15 protein-coding genes are annotated in these 19,601 nt (G+C 44.8%); 12 read left to right on the top strand and 3 right to left on the bottom strand.

Annotated features, from left to right (window positions below):
* The first annotated feature begins 53 nt into the window (after positions 1–53).
* The 6 genes from INP83_RS14130 to INP83_RS14105 all read left to right on the top strand — a co-directional run bounded on the left by INP83_RS14130 (position 54) and on the right by INP83_RS14105 (position 7,457).
* Positions 54–2,147: a HEPN domain-containing protein gene (locus tag INP83_RS14130; protein ID WP_146272234.1), complete on the top strand. Its 2,094-nt coding sequence runs from the start codon at positions 54–56 to the stop codon at positions 2,145–2,147.
* Positions 2,144–2,929 (top strand): uroporphyrinogen-III C-methyltransferase, encoded by a 786-nt coding sequence (gene cobA / locus INP83_RS14125; protein ID WP_146272233.1) that lies wholly within the window; start codon positions 2,144–2,146, stop codon positions 2,927–2,929. Before INP83_RS14130 ends, cobA begins: the two co-directional genes overlap by 4 nt.
* Positions 2,907–4,418, top strand: a complete 1,512-nt coding sequence (locus INP83_RS14120) for a TSUP family transporter (protein WP_146272232.1) — start codon at positions 2,907–2,909, stop codon at positions 4,416–4,418. Before cobA ends, INP83_RS14120 begins: the two co-directional genes overlap by 23 nt.
* Before the next feature lie 2 nt (positions 4,419–4,420).
* The gene (locus INP83_RS14115) at positions 4,421–5,140 is read left to right on the top strand and encodes a phosphoadenylyl-sulfate reductase (RefSeq protein ID WP_255563160.1); all 720 of its coding nucleotides are present in this window, start codon (positions 4,421–4,423) and stop codon (positions 5,138–5,140) included.
* Positions 5,137–6,042, top strand: a complete 906-nt coding sequence (gene cysD / locus INP83_RS14110; RefSeq protein WP_146272231.1) for a sulfate adenylyltransferase subunit CysD — start codon at positions 5,137–5,139, stop codon at positions 6,040–6,042. Before INP83_RS14115 ends, cysD begins: the two co-directional genes overlap by 4 nt.
* 164 nt (positions 6,043–6,206) lie before the next feature.
* The gene (locus INP83_RS14105; protein WP_219124750.1) at positions 6,207–7,457 is read left to right on the top strand and encodes a sulfate adenylyltransferase subunit 1; all 1,251 of its coding nucleotides are present in this window, start codon (positions 6,207–6,209) and stop codon (positions 7,455–7,457) included.
* A gap of 99 nt (positions 7,458–7,556) precedes the next feature.
* On the opposite strand, the gene INP83_RS14100 is transcribed toward INP83_RS14105, so the two are convergent.
* Positions 7,557–8,138 (bottom strand): hypothetical protein, encoded by a 582-nt coding sequence (locus INP83_RS14100; protein ID WP_219124749.1) that lies wholly within the window; start codon positions 8,136–8,138, stop codon positions 7,557–7,559.
* A 192-nt stretch (positions 8,139–8,330) separates the two neighbouring features.
* Positions 8,331–11,276: a TonB-dependent receptor gene (locus INP83_RS14095; RefSeq protein ID WP_219124748.1), complete on the bottom strand. Its 2,946-nt coding sequence runs from the start codon at positions 11,274–11,276 to the stop codon at positions 8,331–8,333.
* Positions 11,277–11,572: 296 nt separating this feature from the next.
* Here INP83_RS14095 and proB point away from each other — a divergent pair, with 296 nt between their 5' ends.
* Positions 11,573–12,652: a glutamate 5-kinase gene (gene proB / locus INP83_RS14090; protein ID WP_219124747.1), complete on the top strand. Its 1,080-nt coding sequence runs from the start codon at positions 11,573–11,575 to the stop codon at positions 12,650–12,652.
* Positions 12,653–12,655: 3 nt separating this feature from the next.
* A complete protein-coding gene (locus tag INP83_RS14085) occupies positions 12,656–13,903 on the top strand; it encodes a glutamate-5-semialdehyde dehydrogenase (RefSeq protein WP_219124746.1) in 1,248 nt (415 codons plus the stop codon).
* A 32-nt stretch (positions 13,904–13,935) separates the two neighbouring features.
* On the opposite strand, the gene INP83_RS14080 is transcribed toward INP83_RS14085, so the two are convergent.
* Positions 13,936–14,532 carry an FMN-dependent NADH-azoreductase gene (locus INP83_RS14080; protein WP_219124745.1) on the bottom strand — a complete coding sequence of 199 codons (597 nt, stop codon included), beginning with the start codon at positions 14,530–14,532 and terminating at the stop codon, positions 13,936–13,938.
* Between the two features lie 109 nt (positions 14,533–14,641).
* On the opposite strand from INP83_RS14080, the gene INP83_RS14075 reads away from it, so the two are divergent.
* From INP83_RS14075 to topA, 4 genes are all read left to right on the top strand, one after another.
* The gene (locus INP83_RS14075; protein WP_219124744.1) at positions 14,642–15,022 is read left to right on the top strand and encodes a helix-turn-helix domain-containing protein; all 381 of its coding nucleotides are present in this window, start codon (positions 14,642–14,644) and stop codon (positions 15,020–15,022) included.
* Between the two features lie 68 nt (positions 15,023–15,090).
* Positions 15,091–15,747, top strand: coding sequence for a TIGR02117 family protein (locus INP83_RS14070; RefSeq protein WP_219127690.1), 657 nt, complete (start codon positions 15,091–15,093; stop codon positions 15,745–15,747).
* A 109-nt stretch (positions 15,748–15,856) separates the two neighbouring features.
* Complete coding sequence (gene mnmA, locus INP83_RS14065) at positions 15,857–16,945, top strand: tRNA 2-thiouridine(34) synthase MnmA (protein WP_219124743.1); 1,089 nt, start codon at positions 15,857–15,859, stop codon at positions 16,943–16,945.
* Positions 16,946–17,198: 253 nt separating this feature from the next.
* A complete protein-coding gene (gene topA, locus INP83_RS14060; RefSeq protein WP_219124742.1) occupies positions 17,199–19,589 on the top strand; it encodes a type I DNA topoisomerase in 2,391 nt (796 codons plus the stop codon).
* Positions 19,590–19,601: the final 12 nt, after the last annotated feature.

Genomic DNA, 19,601 nt, shown 5'->3' with positions numbered 1-19,601 from the left:
TCAGCCACAGCAGAAGGGGCTTTTTTTTAAGAGAAAACTAAACACGTACCGATATGCAGAGCTTCAGGACCGAACTGGAGAACCCTATAGTTGAGCAGGACATTATTGACCTGGAGCGTAAGATCCGCGCGTTTCGCGAAGGGAAGATCCACGATGAAAAATTTCGCAGTCTGCGTTTGGCCCGTGGTGTATACGGCCAGCGACAGCCAGGCGTGCAAATGGTGCGTATCAAGCTGCCGTTTGGCAAGGTTACCTTTAAGCAATTGCTAAAGATTGCTGACATAGCAGACGAGTACGGCAGCGGTAACCTGCACCTCACTACCCGCCAGGATATCCAGATACACTATGTTAGTCTTGATCGTACGCCGCAACTGTGGGCCGAGCTGGAGCGTGATGATATCACCCTGCGCGAAGCGTGTGGCAATACTGTACGTAACGTTACGTCATCTCCTAACGCCGGTATCGACCCGCTGGAGCCATTTGATGTATCGCCTTATGCACACGCAGTGTTCGAATACTTTTTACGGAACCCCATCTGCCAGGAAATGGGCCGTAAATTTAAGATCTCATTTTCATCAAGTGATGCTGATACCGCTTTCTCCTATATTCATGATCTGGGTTTTATACCAAAATTGAATGATAAAGGCGAGCGTGGCTTTAAAATCAACTTGGGCGGCGGCCTCGGCGCGCAGCCTTTTCTGGCCAGCGTGGTAGAAGAGTTTTTACCTGAGGATCAATTGATACCTTATACAGAAGCAATTATACGCGTGTTTGACCGTTATGGCGAGCGCAATAACCGTAATAAAGCACGTTTAAAATACCTGGTACAAAAACTGGGCTTGGATGAAGTGTTACGTTTAGCTAAAGAGGAGCATCTGGCGCTTAAAGTTAAGAGCTACCCTATCAACCGTGATGCGGTACCTCAGCCTGCCATTCCCGGGCCTATCGCTCCGGTAAACGCAACCATTGAAAATCCTTTGCGGTATGAGCAGTGGCTGGCGACTAACGTTTTCGAACAGAAGCAAACAGGCTTTTATGGCGTGTATGTAAAAGTGCCGGTTGGCGATATACATACCCCTGAGGCCCGCAAATTTGTAGAAGCTGTAAAACCTTACGTGGCCGATGAGATCCGCATTACGCAGAATCAGGGCTTGCTGTTAAAATTCGTCCGCAAGGAAAACTTAAAAGCATTATATGCAGGTTTACACGCCTTAGACATGGCTGCTCCCGGTTTTGACAGCGTTGCCGATGTAACTACCTGCCCCGGCACTGATACCTGTAACCTGGGCATCAGTAACAGCATGACAATGGCCAAAGTACTGGAAGACCTGATATTCAGTGAATACGAGGATTTTATCTACAACAGGGAAATAAAAATTAAAATAAGCGGCTGTATGAACAGTTGCGGTCAGCATGGTTTGGCGCACATCGGTTTCCACGGCAGCTCGTTAAAAGCAGGTGCACGCGTATTACCATCGGTACAGGTAATGCTTGGTGGTGGCACCGTTGGTGATGGCTTAGGTCGCGCAGCAGAGCGCGTGATAAAAGTACCGTCAAAACGCGCTACTGATGTTTTACGTACGCTACTGGATGACTATAAAGCACAATCGATAGAAGATGAAACTTACCACGGTTACTATGATCGACAAGGTAAAGATTACTTCTACCGCCTGTTAAAACCACTGGCCGACCTTACAACTCTTACCGACGACGAGTTTGTTGACTGGGGCCACCAGGAAACTTTTGCAACTGCCATTGGTGTAGGTGAATGTGCGGGCGTGATCATTGACCTGGTTGCTACCTTACTTTATGAAGCGGACGAAAAGTTAGGCTGGGCAAACGGTGCTTACACAAAAGGATTATGGGCCGATGCTATTTATCACTCATACAACACGTTTATCAGCTCGGCAAAAGCGCTGTTGCTTGACAAAAACATAAACACCAGCACGCAGGCAGGTATCATCAAAGAGTTTGATGCCAATTATGTAGAAACCGGCGAATTGCCATTAGCTACAACCTTTAGCGAATTAGTGCTGCAGATCAACAAAAATGAACCTTCTGAAGAATTTGCTACCGCTTACAAGGCACAGGCAACCAAATTTTTAGAGGCAGTTAAAAACAAGAGAGAGGCTGTATTACAATCATGATATTAAACAACAACTATATAAAAGAACCACGTATCACGCTTGTTGGCGCAGGCCCCGGGGATGCCGAACTGATAACGCTAAAAGGCATAAAGGCACTGCAAACAGCAGATGTGGTTTTGTACGATGCATTGGTGAACGAAGAACTTTTAGAGCTTGCCCCTTCCGCTTGTGTAAAGGTATATGTGGGTAAACGCTCCGGCGACCATAGTTTTCCTCAGGATAACATTAACCAACTAATGGTTGATTACGCTTTAAACTACGGCCATGTGGTACGCCTTAAAGGCGGTGATCCTTTTGTATTTGGTCGGGGCCATGAGGAATTGGAGTTTGCTGCTAAGTACAATATCCCTACGCAGGTTGTGCCGGGCATTTCAAGCTCTATAGGGGTACCTGGTTTGCAGGGCATCCCTGTTACCCATCGTGGCTTAAGTGAAAGCTTTTGGGTAATAACAGGCACCACAACTGCAGGCCGTATCTCTGCTGATATTTACCAGGCAGCAAAAAGCAATGCCACGGTAGTAATACTGATGGGCTTGCATAAATTAACAGAAATAGCAGAATTATTTAAAGCGGAAGGTAAAGGCGCTTTACCCGCGGCCGTAATACAAAGCGGCACCACAGCCGACGAAAAGGTTGCCGTAGGCACAGTTGATACAATTGCTGCTTTAGTAACTGAAAAAGGACTTGCCTCACCAGCCCTGATAGTATTTGGCGAGGTGGTAGCATTGCATCCTCAATATAAATTGGTAAAAGAAGTTTATGACGTTGTTACCGCAGGATAATAAACTGGCGCCGCGCCCGCATCAAAAGCCGCAGGGAAACCAGTTGTTTCCCGTGTTTTTGAAGTTGGAGCACCTGCACACCGTGCTTGTTGGCGCGGGCAAGGTAGGTTTGGAAAAACTTACCGCCCTGCTGTTAAATTGCCCCGTTGCTGCTGTTACCATTGTTGCTAAAGAAGTGCTGCCACAGGTAACAGACCTCGCCACACTGCACCACAACGTTAAGATCATCCAAAAAGCCTTTGAGGATGCCGATCTGGATAGTGCTGATATTGTGATAGCGGCTACCGATGACAGCGAACTGAACAAATACGTACGCCAATCGGCACATGACCGAAAATTGCTTATCAACGTGGCTGATAAGCCCGAACTGTGCGATTTCTACTTAGGTTCCATCGTACAAAAAGGTGATCTGAAACTGGCTATATCAACCAACGGAAAATCGCCGACAATTGCCAAACGCCTGCGAGAAGTGTTATCTGAAGCTTTGCCTGAAGAACTTGATACCACCCTACAGCAAATGCACGATATCCGCAATAATTTAAGCGGAGATTTTACCTACAAAGTAAAAGAGCTTAACCGCGTTACCGCCGTATTGCTTGGCCCTAAAAAAGCCCCGAGTAACGCGAGGCTAAAGCTCATCGTGTGGGCAACATTTGTTTCTTTCCTGCTAATAACTATTGCAGCCGTTTGGTTTAAAGACCCGCAATTTCAGGCATACGTGGAGAACATCTCCCCAATGTTTTACTACTTTTTGGGCGCGGGATTCGTTTTCGCTTTAATAGATGGCGCCATTGGCATGTCTTACGGTGTTACCTCAACCACATTTTCATTATCGATGGGCATCCCTCCTGCTTCGGCAAGTATGGGTGTACACTTATCCGAGATCATGAGCAATGGTATTGCAGGCTGGATGCACTACCGCATGGGCAATGTAAACTGGAAGTTATTTAAGCTCTTATTGCTTCCGGGCATTATTGGTGCGGTAACCGGGGCTTACCTGCTATCGTCGTTAGAGCATTACGCCATGTACACCAAACCGGCAGTATCAGTTTACACGCTGATATTAGGTATTGTGATATTCAGAAAAGCATTGAGCCTTAAAAAGAAACGTACCGAGAGTAAGATAAAACGAATATCGCTTTTGGGTTTAGGGGGTGGTTTTATTGATGCCGTTGGCGGCGGCGGCTGGGGCTCCATTGTATTATCAACGTTAATAGCAGGCGGCCGTCATCCACGTTTTTCTTTAGGCACTGTTAAGTTGTCGCGCTTCTTTATCGCATTGATGGGTTCATTAACCTTCATTACTATGCTTAAAAGCGCGCATTGGGATGCCGTTGCAGGCTTAGTTATCGGCAGCGCATTAGCTTCGCCTGTGGCAGCCAAGATCTCAAACAAAATATCGGCAAAGGCCATTATGATGGCGGTGTCGATTATTGTGGTTGCAATCAGCGTCCGCAGTATTATTAACTTTTTATTGAAGACATTCTAATAGTGGCAGATACTACTTACATATCACGATTGGTAAAGGAAAAAGATCCGGTAGCGGCCCTGCAGGCTTTGGCTGCGCTTTTCCCCGGCGAGATAGTTTTCTCTACCAGTTTTGGATGGGAAGACCAGGTGATATCGCACATGATATTCGCTAATGACATTCCCATAAAGGTTTTCACATTGGAAACCGGCCGTTTGTTCCCGGAAACCTATTACGTGTGGAACCGTACGATGGAGATGTACGGCCAACCCATATATGCTTACTATCCTGATAACAATAAACTGGAAGCCATGGTTGATGCCAAAGGGCCGAGCAGCTTTTATGAATCGGTAGCTAACCGTAAGGAGTGCTGCGGTATCCGTAAAATAGAGCCGTTACACCGTGCTTTAAGAGGCAATCAGTGCTGGATAACCGGCATACGTGCGGAGCAGTCTGCCAACCGTGAGGATATGAGCAATGTGGAATGGGACGAAGGTAACCAGATTATTAAGTTCCACCCTATCTTCAGCTGGACTTTAGACGATGTAAAAGCATATATTAAACAATACAATGTTCCTTATAATACATTGCATGACAGGGGTTTCCCAAGCATAGGCTGCCAGCCCTGCACACGGGCGGTACAACCCGGCGAAGATTTCCGGGCCGGGCGCTGGTGGTGGGAAGACCAAAGCAAAAAAGAGTGCGGACTACATGCAACACAATTAAACGATCTTAAAGAATGAGTACGAACCGGTTAGATTACCTTGACGAATTAGAGGCAGAGGCCATATATATCTTGCGCGAAGTTGCAGGGCAGTTTGAAAAACCTGCTTTGTTGTTTTCGGGTGGTAAGGATTCTATTACCCTGGTGCATTTGGCTTTAAAAGCGTTCAGGCCGGGTAAGTTTCCGTTCCCCCTGGTACATATTGATACCGGGCACAATTTTGAAGAAACCATCCAGTACCGCGATGAAATGATTGCCCGCATTGGCGAAAAGCTGATTGTTGGTCATGTACAGGATAGTATTGATGAAGGTAAGGTGATTGAGCAAAAAGGCAAGAACGCAAGCCGTAATGCTTTGCAAACTGTAACGCTACTTGATACCATTGCCAAAAATGGTTTCGATGCCTGTATTGGCGGTGCCCGCCGCGATGAGGAAAAAGCCCGCGCAAAAGAACGTATCTTTTCGGTACGTGATGAGTTTGGCCAGTGGGACCCCAAACGCCAGCGCCCCGAGCTTTGGAATATTTATAACGGTAAGATCCACAAAGGCGAGAACGTACGGGTATTCCCGATAAGTAACTGGACGGAGCTGGATGTATGGAATTATATCCGCAGAGAGAATATTCCTTTACCAACCATCTACTTTGCGCACCAGCGCGATTGCATTACGCGTAACGGTCAGTTGATGGCGGCATCTCCATTCCTGAATATGGATGATGATGACGTGATTGAACGCAAAAACGTACGCTTCCGCACCGTAGGTGACATGACCTGTACCGCGGCTGTTGAATCTTATGCTTTCGAGATCGACGATATCATCAATGAGATAGCCGATTCAAAAATAAGCGAACGTGGTGCCCGCATGGACGATAAAGTGAGCGAAGCGGCCATGGAAGATCGCAAAAAAGGCGGGTACTTTTAAAGGTAAAAGGCTGAAAGGCGAAAGGTAAAGGCTTTGGATAATTCATTCCCCTCTCGAGAGGGGTTGCCCAAAAGAACAAATAGCAATGACATTGATGAGGTGTGTAATTTAAAGCGAATAACACACCCCTAACCCCTCTCCAGAGGGGAATGAAAATAAACTAAATGGATATACTAAAATTTATAACGGCAGGTAGTGTTGATGATGGCAAGAGCACATTGATAGGCAGATTACTTTATGATAGTGATGCTATATTGGCCGACCAACTGGAAGCTCTGCACGCATCAAACCGTAAAAACGACGACGGCACCATTGACCTTGCGATTTTAACCGACGGCCTTAAAGCTGAGCGCGAGCAGGGTATCACCATTGATGTGGCCTACAAATACTTTGAGACCGATAAACGAAAGTTCATTATAGCTGATGCTCCCGGTCATATCCAGTACACCCGCAACATGGTTACCGGTGCCAGTAATGCCGACTTGGCTATTATATTGATAGATGCGCGTAGAGGAGTAGTTGAGCAAACTACCCGCCACTCGTTCCTGGTATCGCTGCTGCAGATCCAAAAAGTAGTTATTGCCGTCAACAAAATGGATATGGTGGATTACAGCGAGGATGTTTTCAGTAATATCGTTGCTGACTATCAAAAAATAGCTGCCAAACTGAATATAGCGGATGTGACCTTCATACCAGTAAGTGCTTTGAAGGGTGATAATATTGTTTATCCATCAACTGCTATAAGCTGGTATAAAGGCGATAGCCTACTACACCATTTAGAGAACGTGGAGATCAACAGGGATAACACTTCAACCCATGCCCGCCTGCCTGTGCAGTGGGTGGTACGCCCGCAAACCGACGAACTGCACGATTATCGCGGTTACGCCGGCCGTGTATCAAGCGGATCGTTTAAAGTAAATGATAAGGTTACCATTCTGCCATCCGGCTTTACCTCAACTATTTCAAAGATAGAGTTATATGATACCCAACCTGCCGAAGCTTTAGCGGGTATGTCGGTAACGGTGCATCTAAAAGACAATATCGATATCAGTCGTGGTGATACGATTGTGAACAGCGCCGGCGAGCCGCAGCTTAGCAGCGTTATAGAAGCTGACCTTTGCTGGATGGATATCCGCGGACTGGATACTTCCCTCACCTACCTGGTGCAGCATAACACCAAAACCGTACGCTGCAAAATCCGCGAAGTAATACACAAGGTGAACATTAACACGCTTGAAAAAGATTTTGACGAAGATTTTAAACTGAACGACATTGGCAGAGTGGTGATCAAAACCGCCGAACCTCTGGCTTTTGATCCTTACCAGGAAAATAAAGCAAACGGTGGCGCTGTCATTATTGATAGCCGCACCAATGTAACTGTCGGCGCATTGATGCTTAGGCAGTCTGTAGAATAGAATAATTTAACCGATTATTATACTCAATTAAGTGAATCTAACCCTGCATGAGGTGCAACTTGTGCAGGGCTTTTTGTTGGCCGTTTGCCGACAAATAATTTAGCGGAGTTCGGTCTCGTTATGGACAACGGCAAGAATTGTTGGCGGTACAACTTTATTACCTTTCTTGAATATCAGATTCCTTTTTGTGCTGTCTAAAACAGCATAATCATATCTATCAGTGTTGCGAGATGATGGATTACTGAACTTGATCGTATCCTTGTTAATCGTATAGAAACCAATTTCATCATCTATACCAAAACAGATACTTCTCATTTTGAACCGGCCATTCTGTTTCAGCATTAATGTTGTTGTGCAATTTGCCACTCCCTCTCTGCCTGCAACTAATACACTCTTACTTTCAAAATCGCTATAGTTTATTATCCCGAATGGTCGCAAAGCGATAAGTGCTAAAAATAGCAACACCAAACCGGCCTTATATAATCGCTGCTTATTTTTAAAGTTCTCTTTAACTGCAAAATAAAGCTGACGTAAAGCATCGAAAAATAAAACGACAAACGCTATTACTAAAAATAGCCATAATAACATATTGAAACCACCCAAAGCCCCTTCCCAGAAATAGAGGGTGTTGATAATAAGAAATATTAAAACGGAGAAAAAAAGAAGTTTGCTTTTGAACATGATAAGGCACGCAAGGTTTACCAAAGATAATATCTTCCATAAACAAAAAAAGCGGGCAGCTCGCCCGCCCGCTTTTGAGAAAAACTAAATTATACCTAAAAAACAATAGGATCTTTATGTCGCATGGTTCATCCATCATTGTTCAGTGCAAATCTTACCATGAACTATGATCTATTACCTATTAACCACTGTCTACTTACTCAGCAAGCCATCCAGCGTAACCGAGGCATAGTAAATGCCCCCGATGGTTGGGCCGCCTGCATATTGTATGTAGCGTTTGTTAAATACGTTGCTGGCTCCAATTTTAAACGTAGCATAATAAACCGGCACACGCAGGGTAACCTGTGCATCCACGGTACCGACGGCAGGTACCTGGCCCGTAACCAACGGGCTCTCCCACAGGTATGATTGCTGCCATTTGTACACTACATTGAAACCAAAATTCTTAACCACTTCGCGGTTACCGAAGGAAAAATTACCGCTCCATTCAGGCGTGTTAAAGCCGGTAACGAATATGTCTGATGCTGTCTGTGCTTTCAGTTTGTTGAAGCTAACATTACCTGATACTGTGTAGCGCTGATAAAAGTTCCAGCTTAAACCTGCTGATGAACCATAGTTGTTATAGATGTTCTTAGCGTTAGTGTACACACGATAACGGCTCTGGCCCTGGCTGGCTGCGTTGTTCGCTGTAGCCGTTGTAGGGTCGCGGTTAATATCCAGCATGGCTAATACAGCGGCATCGCTGCCAACGGTTGCTCCGTTCGGTACAAATACCTGCACCTGGCCAAGGAAACCATTGTAACGATTAGCATAGGCATCAATATCAAGAAAAACTTTGTTATCAAATAAAACACCCTTGTAGCCAACTTCAAAGGATGTGATCTGTTCGGGGCGGGCTTTTGGCAGGTCGGCAACTTGTAGCAGGTTTCTGTTCTTTAAAGCCGTAGCATCATCGCCTGATGCTGACTGCGCTTTTACTGCCGCGTTGAATGCAGTAACCGATTGCTGCGTGTAGCTGTTATTCAGGTAACCCAAGCCTTCGTTGATAAACTCCAAACTGCCGACGCGTTTAACGCGGCCATTATTCACATAAGATAATGCCTCAAATAACGATGGGAAACGGTAACCATTCTGGAACGTAAAACGAAAGTTGTGGTTAGCATTAGGTGAATAAACAGCAGCCAAACGCGGTGTAAACTTAGGATCAAAGTATGGGTTATAGTCGTATCGTAACGAACCAAATAATTTCAACTTTTCATCAAAGAATGTCTTTGTTGCCTGCGCAAAAGCGCCGTATTTTTTGTAGATCACGTTATCGCCAAAGCTGCCATCGGCCAGTGGCTTGTTACGGTCAGCAATTGAGCGGCTAAAATCAACGAAATTATTACCATCAGGGATGATAGAATAAACACGTACATCGGCTCCTACCAGAAGGTCAACAAATTTGATCCTGTTACTCAAGTCGTACTGTGCTTCGGCGTTATATAAATGGCTTTTTTGCACAAAAGCAGCGCCACCGGTAACCGGCGCATCAGGTATAAGGCTCGATTTAATATCCCAATTATTGATGCCTATGATGGTTTTACGTAGTGCATCAAAAGCCGGGGTGCCGGGCTCCACCCTCCCGGCATCCGCGGCTGCACGCGCTGCCTGTGTGGCAGCCGCGAGGTTAGCAGAGGTCAGTCCGCCGTTTGCATTAGCGTAGTTAGTTAGAGCGTTTTTATAAGTTGTAGCCCATGCACTATTGCTGGCATGGTTAAGGTCAAGGTTATCGGCCAGCGGTTTTACGTTGAATGAGTTACCGGTATTTTCGATAGACTCGTACGCACGCACCAAAAACTCTTTACCTTTTAGTTCTATTTTATGGTTTTGTACAGTTGCACCATTCAGTGATATTTTGTTACCGCGTTGAAAAACGCCGTCCATACGGCCGTAGCGGTAAGTATATGATAATTGCAGATCGGGATTAAACTTATAAGCTAATGTTCCATCCAGTTTAAGGTTGGTAACCTTAGGGTCAACCAAGTCAACCTCGTTATAACCTGTACGGGCAACAGTAAGGTTAGGCCTCGCAACACCATCAACCACGATACCCTTTATAGATACGGTGTTACTTCCCGCCAATGCATCATCACCATATTTATTCCACCCGTCATAAGCAGCGTTGTTAACGCCGGTTAGTTCCGGATAAGCAGGGTTAGCTGTTTTTAGATTGCCTGGGTTTTGATCCAGGCGGGTGTTTGATTGCCAATCAGTACCGGTTAAATAGCTGGCGTTTACTTTGAACGCGAACTTATTATTCCACGCTTTAGCAAAGCGGATAGCAGTTTCATTAATAGTGCTCGCGTTCACGCCTATATTATCTACGTGGTTCACACCCGTACGATGGTAAAAACTCAAGCCCTGCGTTTTAAAAGGATCTTTGGTAAATAAGTTTGATAAACCGTTGATTGCATTGGTACCGTAAAGCGCAGCAGCAGCGCCCGGCGTTATCTCTAAACTGGCAATATCCAGCTCAGTTGGGCCAATGGCGTTACCCAGCGGTACGCCCAAAGTTGCCGACTGCATATCCACACCATCCACCAGTTGCATAAATCTGAAGTTGTTGGGGCTGTTAAAACCGCGTGTATTGGGTACCTTAAGCGTGATGCTGGTTGTGGTCATCTGCACGCCTTTAACGTTCTCTAAAGCATCGTAAAAACTTGGGCCAGGCGACTGCTTCAAAGCTGTTATGCTCAATTTCTCGATGGCTACAGGTGATCTTAATAACTTCTCCTCGCGGCGTGATGCAGTAACCACCACCTCGTTGATTAATAAAGATTGCGTGGTAAGTTGAACGTTTACATTGCTATTTACATTACGAATGGTAAACTCTTGTGAATGATAACCTACTGCACTGAATATTAAAGTATAAGGGAATTTTGCTTGGGTAGTTAGTGAGAATTTACCGGTGCTATCTGTTGATGTTTTGTTATCTGTGCCTTTAATAGATACTGTGGTACCTACAAGTGGCTGGCCATGATCATCTTTAACCTGGCCGCTTAAGATATAACTGCCGTTAAGTTGCGCCGAGGCCAGGCCCGGGACAAGGACTAAAAAAAGTACGATAAGTTTTATTAAACTTTTAAAAGATTTCATGAAATAGGTTGCATTGAGTTTAGTTGAAAAAATGTGAACAGGTTGGCGCCGTGCCGGGTAGGTTTAACAGCAGCAGCAACAGCATGCAGTTGAGGGCTGCATGTTTCTTTTAAAGTTTAATGATACGGGGTATAAATAATACATTGTCTATAGAATTACTCGACAAAAATATTAATTGTTTGATAGCATCCAAAAAAACTTTCATAAAATTTATCTTCCTGTCAATCAGCAAATAGCAAAATGTAGATTATTTAGCTTCAAATGCGTATAATTGTCTACTAAATTAATATACTTTAATGTCCTTCTCCTATCGCCGCATCATTATAAAAATTGGTTCAAACGTATTAACCCGCCCTGATGGCTTGCCTGATACCGACAGGATAGCACATCTGGTAGACCAGATAGCGACAATAAAAAAGCAAGGTATCGAGGTAATATTGGTATCCTCCGGCGCAGTAGCATCCGGCCGTAGTTTGATCAGTGTTTCTGAGAGATCAGATGCTGTGGCCATTCGCCAGTTGCTGGCTTCTATAGGCCAGGTAAAATTGATTAACACCTACTCTGCCCTGTTTGAAAAGTATGATATGCTCTGCTCGCAGGTATTGGTGACCAAAGAGGATTTTCGGGACAGGCTGCATTATCTTAACATGCGCAACTGCCTGGAGATATTGTTACAGCACCAGGTTATCCCGGTTATTAACGAAAACGATGTGGTATCGGTAACCGAACTGATGTTTACCGATAACGATGAACTGGCGGGCCTGCTGGCCTCTATGCTGAACGCCCAGGCGCTCATCGTGCTAACCAACGTTAACGGCATTTACACCGGCGACCCTAAACTGCCCGGCTCATCCGTTATCACCGAGATAACAAACGGCGGACTTGATTTTGCATCATTTGTAAGCTCGGGCAAATCACAGTTTGGCCGTGGCGGGATGATAACAAAATCAACCATAGCTCATAAAGTTGCGCAATTGGGCATTGCTGTTCACATAGCTAATGGTACCAGCCTTAATGTGCTTTTAGATGTACTGGAGAATAAAATAGAACATACGCGCTTCGTTCCCGCTAAAATTGCATCGGGCAAAAAGAAATGGATAGCGCACTCTGAGAACTCCGCTAAAGGCGTTGTACAGGTTAACGAAGGAGCTAAAACGGCACTTACATCCAATAAAGCTTCCAGCTTACTACCGGTTGGCGTAACTGATATTGTTGCTGATTTTAAAAAGGGTGAGATCATAAAAATTATCGACGAGAACAAAAAGGTAATTGGCTTGGGCCTGGCCGAATATGGATCTGAAAAAGCCCGTGAATATGCCGGACAAAAGAACCAGCGCGCCCTTGTACATTACGATTACCTTTATTTACAGAGTTAAAACATGGCATACCAACAATATTTTGATCAGGCAGTAGCAGCATCTCGCAAAGCAGCGCTTACTGCAGAGATTATTAATAAAGTACTTAAAGATGTGGCAAAGGCAGCCATTGAGGAAACACCCCTTTTGCTACAGGAAAACCAAAAAGACCTTGATCGTATGAACGCTGCCGATCCTAAATATGACCGCCTTAAACTAACGGAAGAGCGGATCAAAAGCATAGCTGCCGATATTGAGAACGTGGCCGGTTTGCCAAACCCTTTGGGTAAGATTTTACTTGATAATACTTTATCTAACGGCTTGCTTATCAAAAAAGTAAGTGTGCCGCTCGGCGTAGTTGGGGTAATTTACGAGGCAAGGCCAAATGTTACTTTTGATGTGTTTGCACTGTGTTTTAAAACCGGCAATACTTCAATATTAAAAGGTGGCAGCGATGCCGAGTTTTCTAACCTGGCTATCATCAGCATTATACATAGTGTGCTTAAAGCCAACAATATTGATGTTAATGCTGCAACCCTGCTCCCTGCAGACCGCGCCGCTACTGAAGCTTTATTTAACGCTATTGGTTATGTAGATGTGTTAATACCTCGTGGCAGCCAATCGCTTATCGATTTTGTGCGGAATAACAGCAAGGTGCCCGTAATAGAAACCGGTGCCGGTATTGTTCATACTTACATTGACGAAACCGGTGATCTGAATAAAGCTATTCCCATTATCGAGAATGCCAAAACCCGTCGCGTAAGTGTTTGCAATGCGTTGGATTGTCTCATCATCAACAGTAAACGCCTGGGCGACCTTATACATATTGCCGAACCCTTAGCTAAAAAAGGCGTAGAATTATTTGCAGATAAACGCGCATTTGAAACACTGGATGGCCACTACCCTGCCGATCTGCTTAATTTAGCACAAGCCTCGCATTTTGGCACCGAATTTTTATCTATGAGGATGGCCATTAAAACAGTAGATACGCTTGAAGAAGCATTACAGCACATTGCCCAGCACAGTTCAAAACACAGTGAAGCAATCATATCGGAAGACGAGCTTAACATCGAAACCTTCCTTAACCGTGTGGATGCAGCTGCAGTTTATGTAAATACGTCAACAGCGTTTACCGATGGTGCCCAGTTCGGCTTGGGTGCCGAAATAGGTATCAGCACCCAAAAACTCCATGCCCGCGGGCCTATGGGCTTGCAGGAACTTACCAGTTACAAATGGATAGTTAAAGGAAACGGGCAGATAAGGCAAAACTAAAAAGAGCGGGAGTATGATCCCGCTCTTTCGTTTTATACTTCAACAGAAGCTATACCTTTTTCAAGCGCGGTTTCTTGCAGGCCGGGGATCTTCAACCCTTCTGCACGATGGAAACTGATATTGGTCATACCTAAAAAGCCGAATACCGTTTTGATGTATGGCTCTATAAAATCAATCGCTTTAAGGTTACCTTCAGAATAAACACCGCCTGATGATATGGCTACGTATACACGTTTGCCTTCAACTAAACCAATCGGGCCGTTTTCGCCATATTTAAAAGTTTTTTGCGCACGTACTATATGATCGATCCAGGCTTTTAGGCTTGATGGGATACTAAAGTTGTACATAGGTGCGCCGATCACCAAAACATCGGCCTCAAATAATTCTTGTAAAGCTTCATCTGAGTGCTTTATTGCTTCGGCAAGCTCTGGTGTATGTTGTTCGGCCGGTGTAAAGAAAGATGCAAGGTGCGCCTCTTCCAGGTGAGGGAAAGGTTTGTTAACCAGGTCATGCGTTTTCACGCTGCTGCCGGGATTGGCTGCCAAAAGTTTTTCAACAATGGCGTTACCCAATTTAATGCTGTACGATTCGTTGCCGCGCGGGCTTGATATTAAATGTAGTATTTTCATTTTCTGAGTATTTAATTACCATGCAAACCTAAATATAGCCGCTATTAAAAAGATATTACTATCCCAAAGGATAGCAGTATCCTTGTGGATAGTTATTAGCTTTGTGGATATGTCGACAGGAGTAAAACATATCACTTCAGAATGTAACGGCGCACTCAACGCCATCAGAGATACGCTTTACGTGCTAAGCGGCAAATGGAAGATACAGGTGATCGTTTTGCTGCGCGATGGCCCTATGCGCTTTAACGAATTACAGCGTTCGTTAGTAGATATAACACCCAAGGTTTTATCCAAAGAATTACGCGAGCTGGAAATGAACGAGTTTGTAGAGCGCAAAGTTTTTAATACCGTTCCCGTGACTGTTTCTTATGAAATAACACCGTACGCTGCAACGCTTAACCCTATAATAGACAGTTTACGCGAATGGGGTACACAACACCGCGCCAGAATAATAGAACATATGAAAAAGGATGGTAAAGAGCCTGCCTGATTTATTGGGTTACCTTAAACAACAATTGGTATTAAGCGTACCAATTCTCACATGAGAAAGCTCATTAAATAACACTTCGTACCCTGCTGTGTTTCATTGGGTTTATTGCCCTTTACTTAATAGCGGCGTTTGGCTTATCTGCTATCAGCACACCAGCAGAAAACACATCCGACACAAAAAACGTCGACATTTACATCCTCACCAATGGTGTACACACCGATGTTGTTGTACCGGTTGAAAGCGACGCGGCAGATTGGAGTAAAAAAGTTGAATTTAAAAATGTGCGTAAACCGGATACGACTGCAAGATTAGTAGCTTTTGGATGGGGAGATAAGGGCTTTTATCTTAACACGCCCACCTGGGCCCAGCTCAAATTCAGCGTGGCTTTTAAGGCAGCAACCGGTTTAAGTACCTCGGCCATACATGCTACCTTCTACAATAACCTAACGGAAGATGCATCCTGCAAAAAGATCACCCTCACAAAAGAGCAACACAAAAGATTAGTAGCGTACATCAGCCAAAGTTTTAAGACCGACAGCGCAGGCAACTACATCGATATAAAAACTACTGCCAACTACGGCGACACAGATGCCTTCTACGAAGCCCATAGAAGGTATAACCTCTTTTACACCTGCAACACATGGGCAAACAATGCATTAAAGGCTTGCGGGCAAAAAGCATGTTTATGGACGCCAATGGATAAGCCTATCTTTAAAAAGTACTGATCTCATCTAACCGTTATTCAATACAGATTACTCACCACCCACCATTTTACCCTTTACTGACCTTACCCACAGGCATTATACACAAGTAAAGCTTATCTTTGCAGCTATTATGAGTAAGCACGGTAGAATCCTGGTGGCCATGAGCGGCGGTGTTGATAGTTCTGTAGCAGCAGTTATGCTGCACGAGCAGGGCTATGAGGTGATAGGCCTTACCATGAAAACCTGGGACTATGCCGCAAGTGGCGGTAGTTCAAAAGAAACCGGATGCTGCAGTCTGGATAGTATCAATGACGCCCGTGCCTTAGCCGTTGGTTATGGCTTCCCGCATTATATATTGGATATCCGTAACGAGTTTGGCGATTTTGTGATCGATAACTTTGTTGACGAATATCTTGCAGGCCGTACCCCTAACCCCTGCGTGCTTTGCAATACCCATATCAAATGGGAAGCATTGTTAAAACGCGCCGATAAACTTGATTGCGAATTTATTGCAACAGGCCATTATGCCAATATCCGCCAGCAGGATAATGGCCGCTATGTGATATCAAAAGGTAAAGACGAAAATAAAGATCAGTCATACGTGCTTTGGGGCGTATCGCAGGAGAACCTTGCTCGTACCAAATTCCCGCTGGGTAGCTTTTCTAAGCCCGAGATACGCCAGATGGCGGTCGACATGGGACAATTGGAGCTCGCCGGCAAAAGTGAAAGTTACGAGATTTGTTTTGTGCCCGATAATGATTATCGTGCCTTTTTACGTCACAAGGTGCAAGACCTTGACGATCGAATAGGTCAGGGAAATTTTGTGTTGACAGATGGTACCATTGTAGGTAAACATCAGGGTTACCCTTATTACACCATTGGGCAACGTAAAGGCTTAGGTATAGCTTTAGGTCAGCCTATGTTTGTTACACAGATACAGGCTGATACCAACACTGTTGTATTAGGTACTGCAGATGAATTGCAACGTAAAGAAGCGTGGGTACGTAATCTTAATCTCATTAAATACGAAAGCATTACCGAACCACTTGCTGCGGTAACCAAGATCCGCTACAAGGATACAGGTGCCGAAAGTAAGATATTACAGATAGGCGACCACATGAAGGTATCGTTTGATCATATGGTGTCGGGCATTGCCCCTGGCCAGTCGGCAGTATTCTACGAAGGAAACGACCTGCTTGGTGGTGGCTTTTTGCTGTAACAGTTTTGTTTTAAAGTTTAAAGGTTGGAATGTTGTTTCCAACCGGTACCTCTTGCGTTTGATAACTTTTCAATACTTCAACTTTACAACATTGAAACTTTTCAACTCCAAAAAATAAAAACTTTTCTTGCTGAAAAGCCTTACAACATTACAACATCGCAACTTTTTAACGGATGTTGTGAACTTTTAAACCTGATAAACAATTTGCGTTTCTATTACTTTATGTTTTCTTTGCAAAAAATATTAGTGTTTAATGGCGAAAAATCTACTCATAGTTGAATCCCCGGCAAAAGCCAAAACCATCGAAGGTTACCTTGGAAAGGACTTTACGGTGAAGTCGAGCTACGGCCACATCCGCGATCTGGTGAAGTCTGAGGACGCCATAGATATTGACAATAATTTTCAACAAAAATATGAGGTACCTGCAGATAAAAAGCAGGTAGTTAGCGAGTTAAAGAAATTAGCTAAGGAAGCCGACATGGTATGGCTCGCATCCGATGAGGACCGCGAGGGAGAAGCAATATCATGGCACTTGTTTGAGACATTGGGGCTAAAAGAGCCTGCCACCAAACGCATTGTATTCCATGAAATAACCAAACCGGCTATTTTACGTGCTATTGATAATCCACGTAAGATAGATTACAACCTGGTAAATGCGCAACAGGCCCGACGTGTGCTGGATAGACTTGTAGGCTTTGAACTTTCGCCGGTTTTATGGAAGAAAGTTAAACCATCGCTGTCTGCCGGCCGTGTACAATCAGTAGCCGTACGCTTGATAGTAGAGCGCGAACGCGAAATAAACAGGTTTAAAAGCGAAGCTGCTTATAAGATCGTTGCCATTTTTGATAAAGGCCGCAATGCATTTAAGGCAGAACTACCAGAACGTTTCAGCAAACAGGAAGATGCCGAAAAGTTCTTACAGGATTGCGCTAACGCTGCATTTAATGTGAACTCTTTAGATACAAGGCCAACAAAACGTTCGCCGGCTGCACCGTTTACCACCTCCACCTTACAGCAGGAAGCCAGCCGCAAGCTGGGTTATTCGGTAGCACGTACCATGCAGGTTGCACAGCGTTTGTACGAGTCAGGATATATCACCTATATGCGTACTGATTCCGTGAACCTAAGCGATACTGCTTTAAGCGCTGCTGAAAACGAGATCACTTCAGCTTATGGAGATAAATACCATCAGCTTAGAAAATACAAAACCAAAAATGCCAGTGCGCAAGAAGCTCACGAAGCCATTCGCCCTACATACTTTAATAATCATACTATTGATGGAGAAAGTAATGAGAAGCGCCTGTATGAACTGATCTGGAAACGTGCCATAGCATCGCAAATGAGCGAGGCGCAGTTTGAGAAAACCGTTGCACGTATTGGCATTTCTACCCGTAAAGACGAATTGGTTGCCAATGGCGAAGTAATGAAATTTGACGGCTTCCTGAAAGTTTACCTGGAAAGTAACGACGAAGAAGACGACAACCAAAATACTGAAAGCGATAATGCAATATTGCCTCCGTTGGCAAAAGGCCAGTTGCTGGAGTTGCAGGAATTAAGCGCTACCGAAAGATTCTCGCGCCCGCCTGCCCGCTACACCGAGGCAAGCCTGGTAAAGAAACTGGAAGAACTGGGCATCGGCCGACCATCAACCTACGCCCCTACCATTTCTACTATTCAGAACCGCGGTTACGTAGTGAAGGAAGAACGTGAGGGCCGCCAGCGCAACTACCAGGTGCTGACGTTGAAAAACGGGAACATAAACAAGGAAACCAAAACCGAGAACACCGGTGCGGAAAAAGGCAAGCTCTTCCCTACCGACATTGGTGCGGTTGTGAACGATTTCCTGGTACAACACTTCAACGGTATTGTTGACTTTAACTTCACTGCCAGTGTTGAGAAACAATTTGATGAAATAGCCCAGGGCCTTAAGGACTGGACGAAGATGATCCGCACCTTCTATGATCCATTTCATAAAGACGTAGAGAGCACCATCGCTACTGCGGATAAAGCCACCGGCGAGCGCGAATTAGGTATTCACCCTGAGAATGGAAAAAAGGTATCTGTACGCATAGGCAGGTTTGGCCCGTTTGTACAAATTGGCGAAACCGCTACTGACGACAATGCCGAAAAGCCCCTTTATGCAAGCTTACGAACCGGCCAAAGTATTGAAACCATTAAGCTTGAAGAAGCACTTGAGTTATTCAAGCTTCCAAAAGCTGTGGGGGAATACGAAGGCAAAGTAATGAAGGTAGCCATCGGTAGGTTTGGGCCTTACATCAGCCATAACGGAGCCTTTGTATCGTTACCAAAAGAGATCGATCCGCTGGATGTTACTGAGGAACAGGCGATACAACTGATTGAAGACAAGCGTAAAAAAGACGCTGAAAAACTCATCAAAACCTTTGATGAAGACCCTGAAGTTAAAGTATTGAACGGTCGATGGGGCCCTTACATCGAATTTGGTAAATTAAACGTTAAGATACCCAAAGATAAAGACCCAAAATCGTTGACATACGAAGAGTGTAAAGCCTTGGCTGACGCCACACCGGCAACACCTAAAAAGGGCCGTTTCGGTAAAGCTGCGCCTGCAAAGGCAGCAGCCAAAGCACCGGCTAAGAAAGCGGCAGTAAAGAAAAAGAAGTAAAATGTTAAAAGG

It is taken from the genome of Mucilaginibacter sp. 21P (assembly GCF_019331605.1).
Lineage (GTDB): Bacteria > Bacteroidota > Bacteroidia > Sphingobacteriales > Sphingobacteriaceae > Mucilaginibacter > Mucilaginibacter achroorhodeus.
Note: the sequence above shows the minus strand (reverse complement) of the source record. Positions and strands in the feature narration are given on the sequence as shown.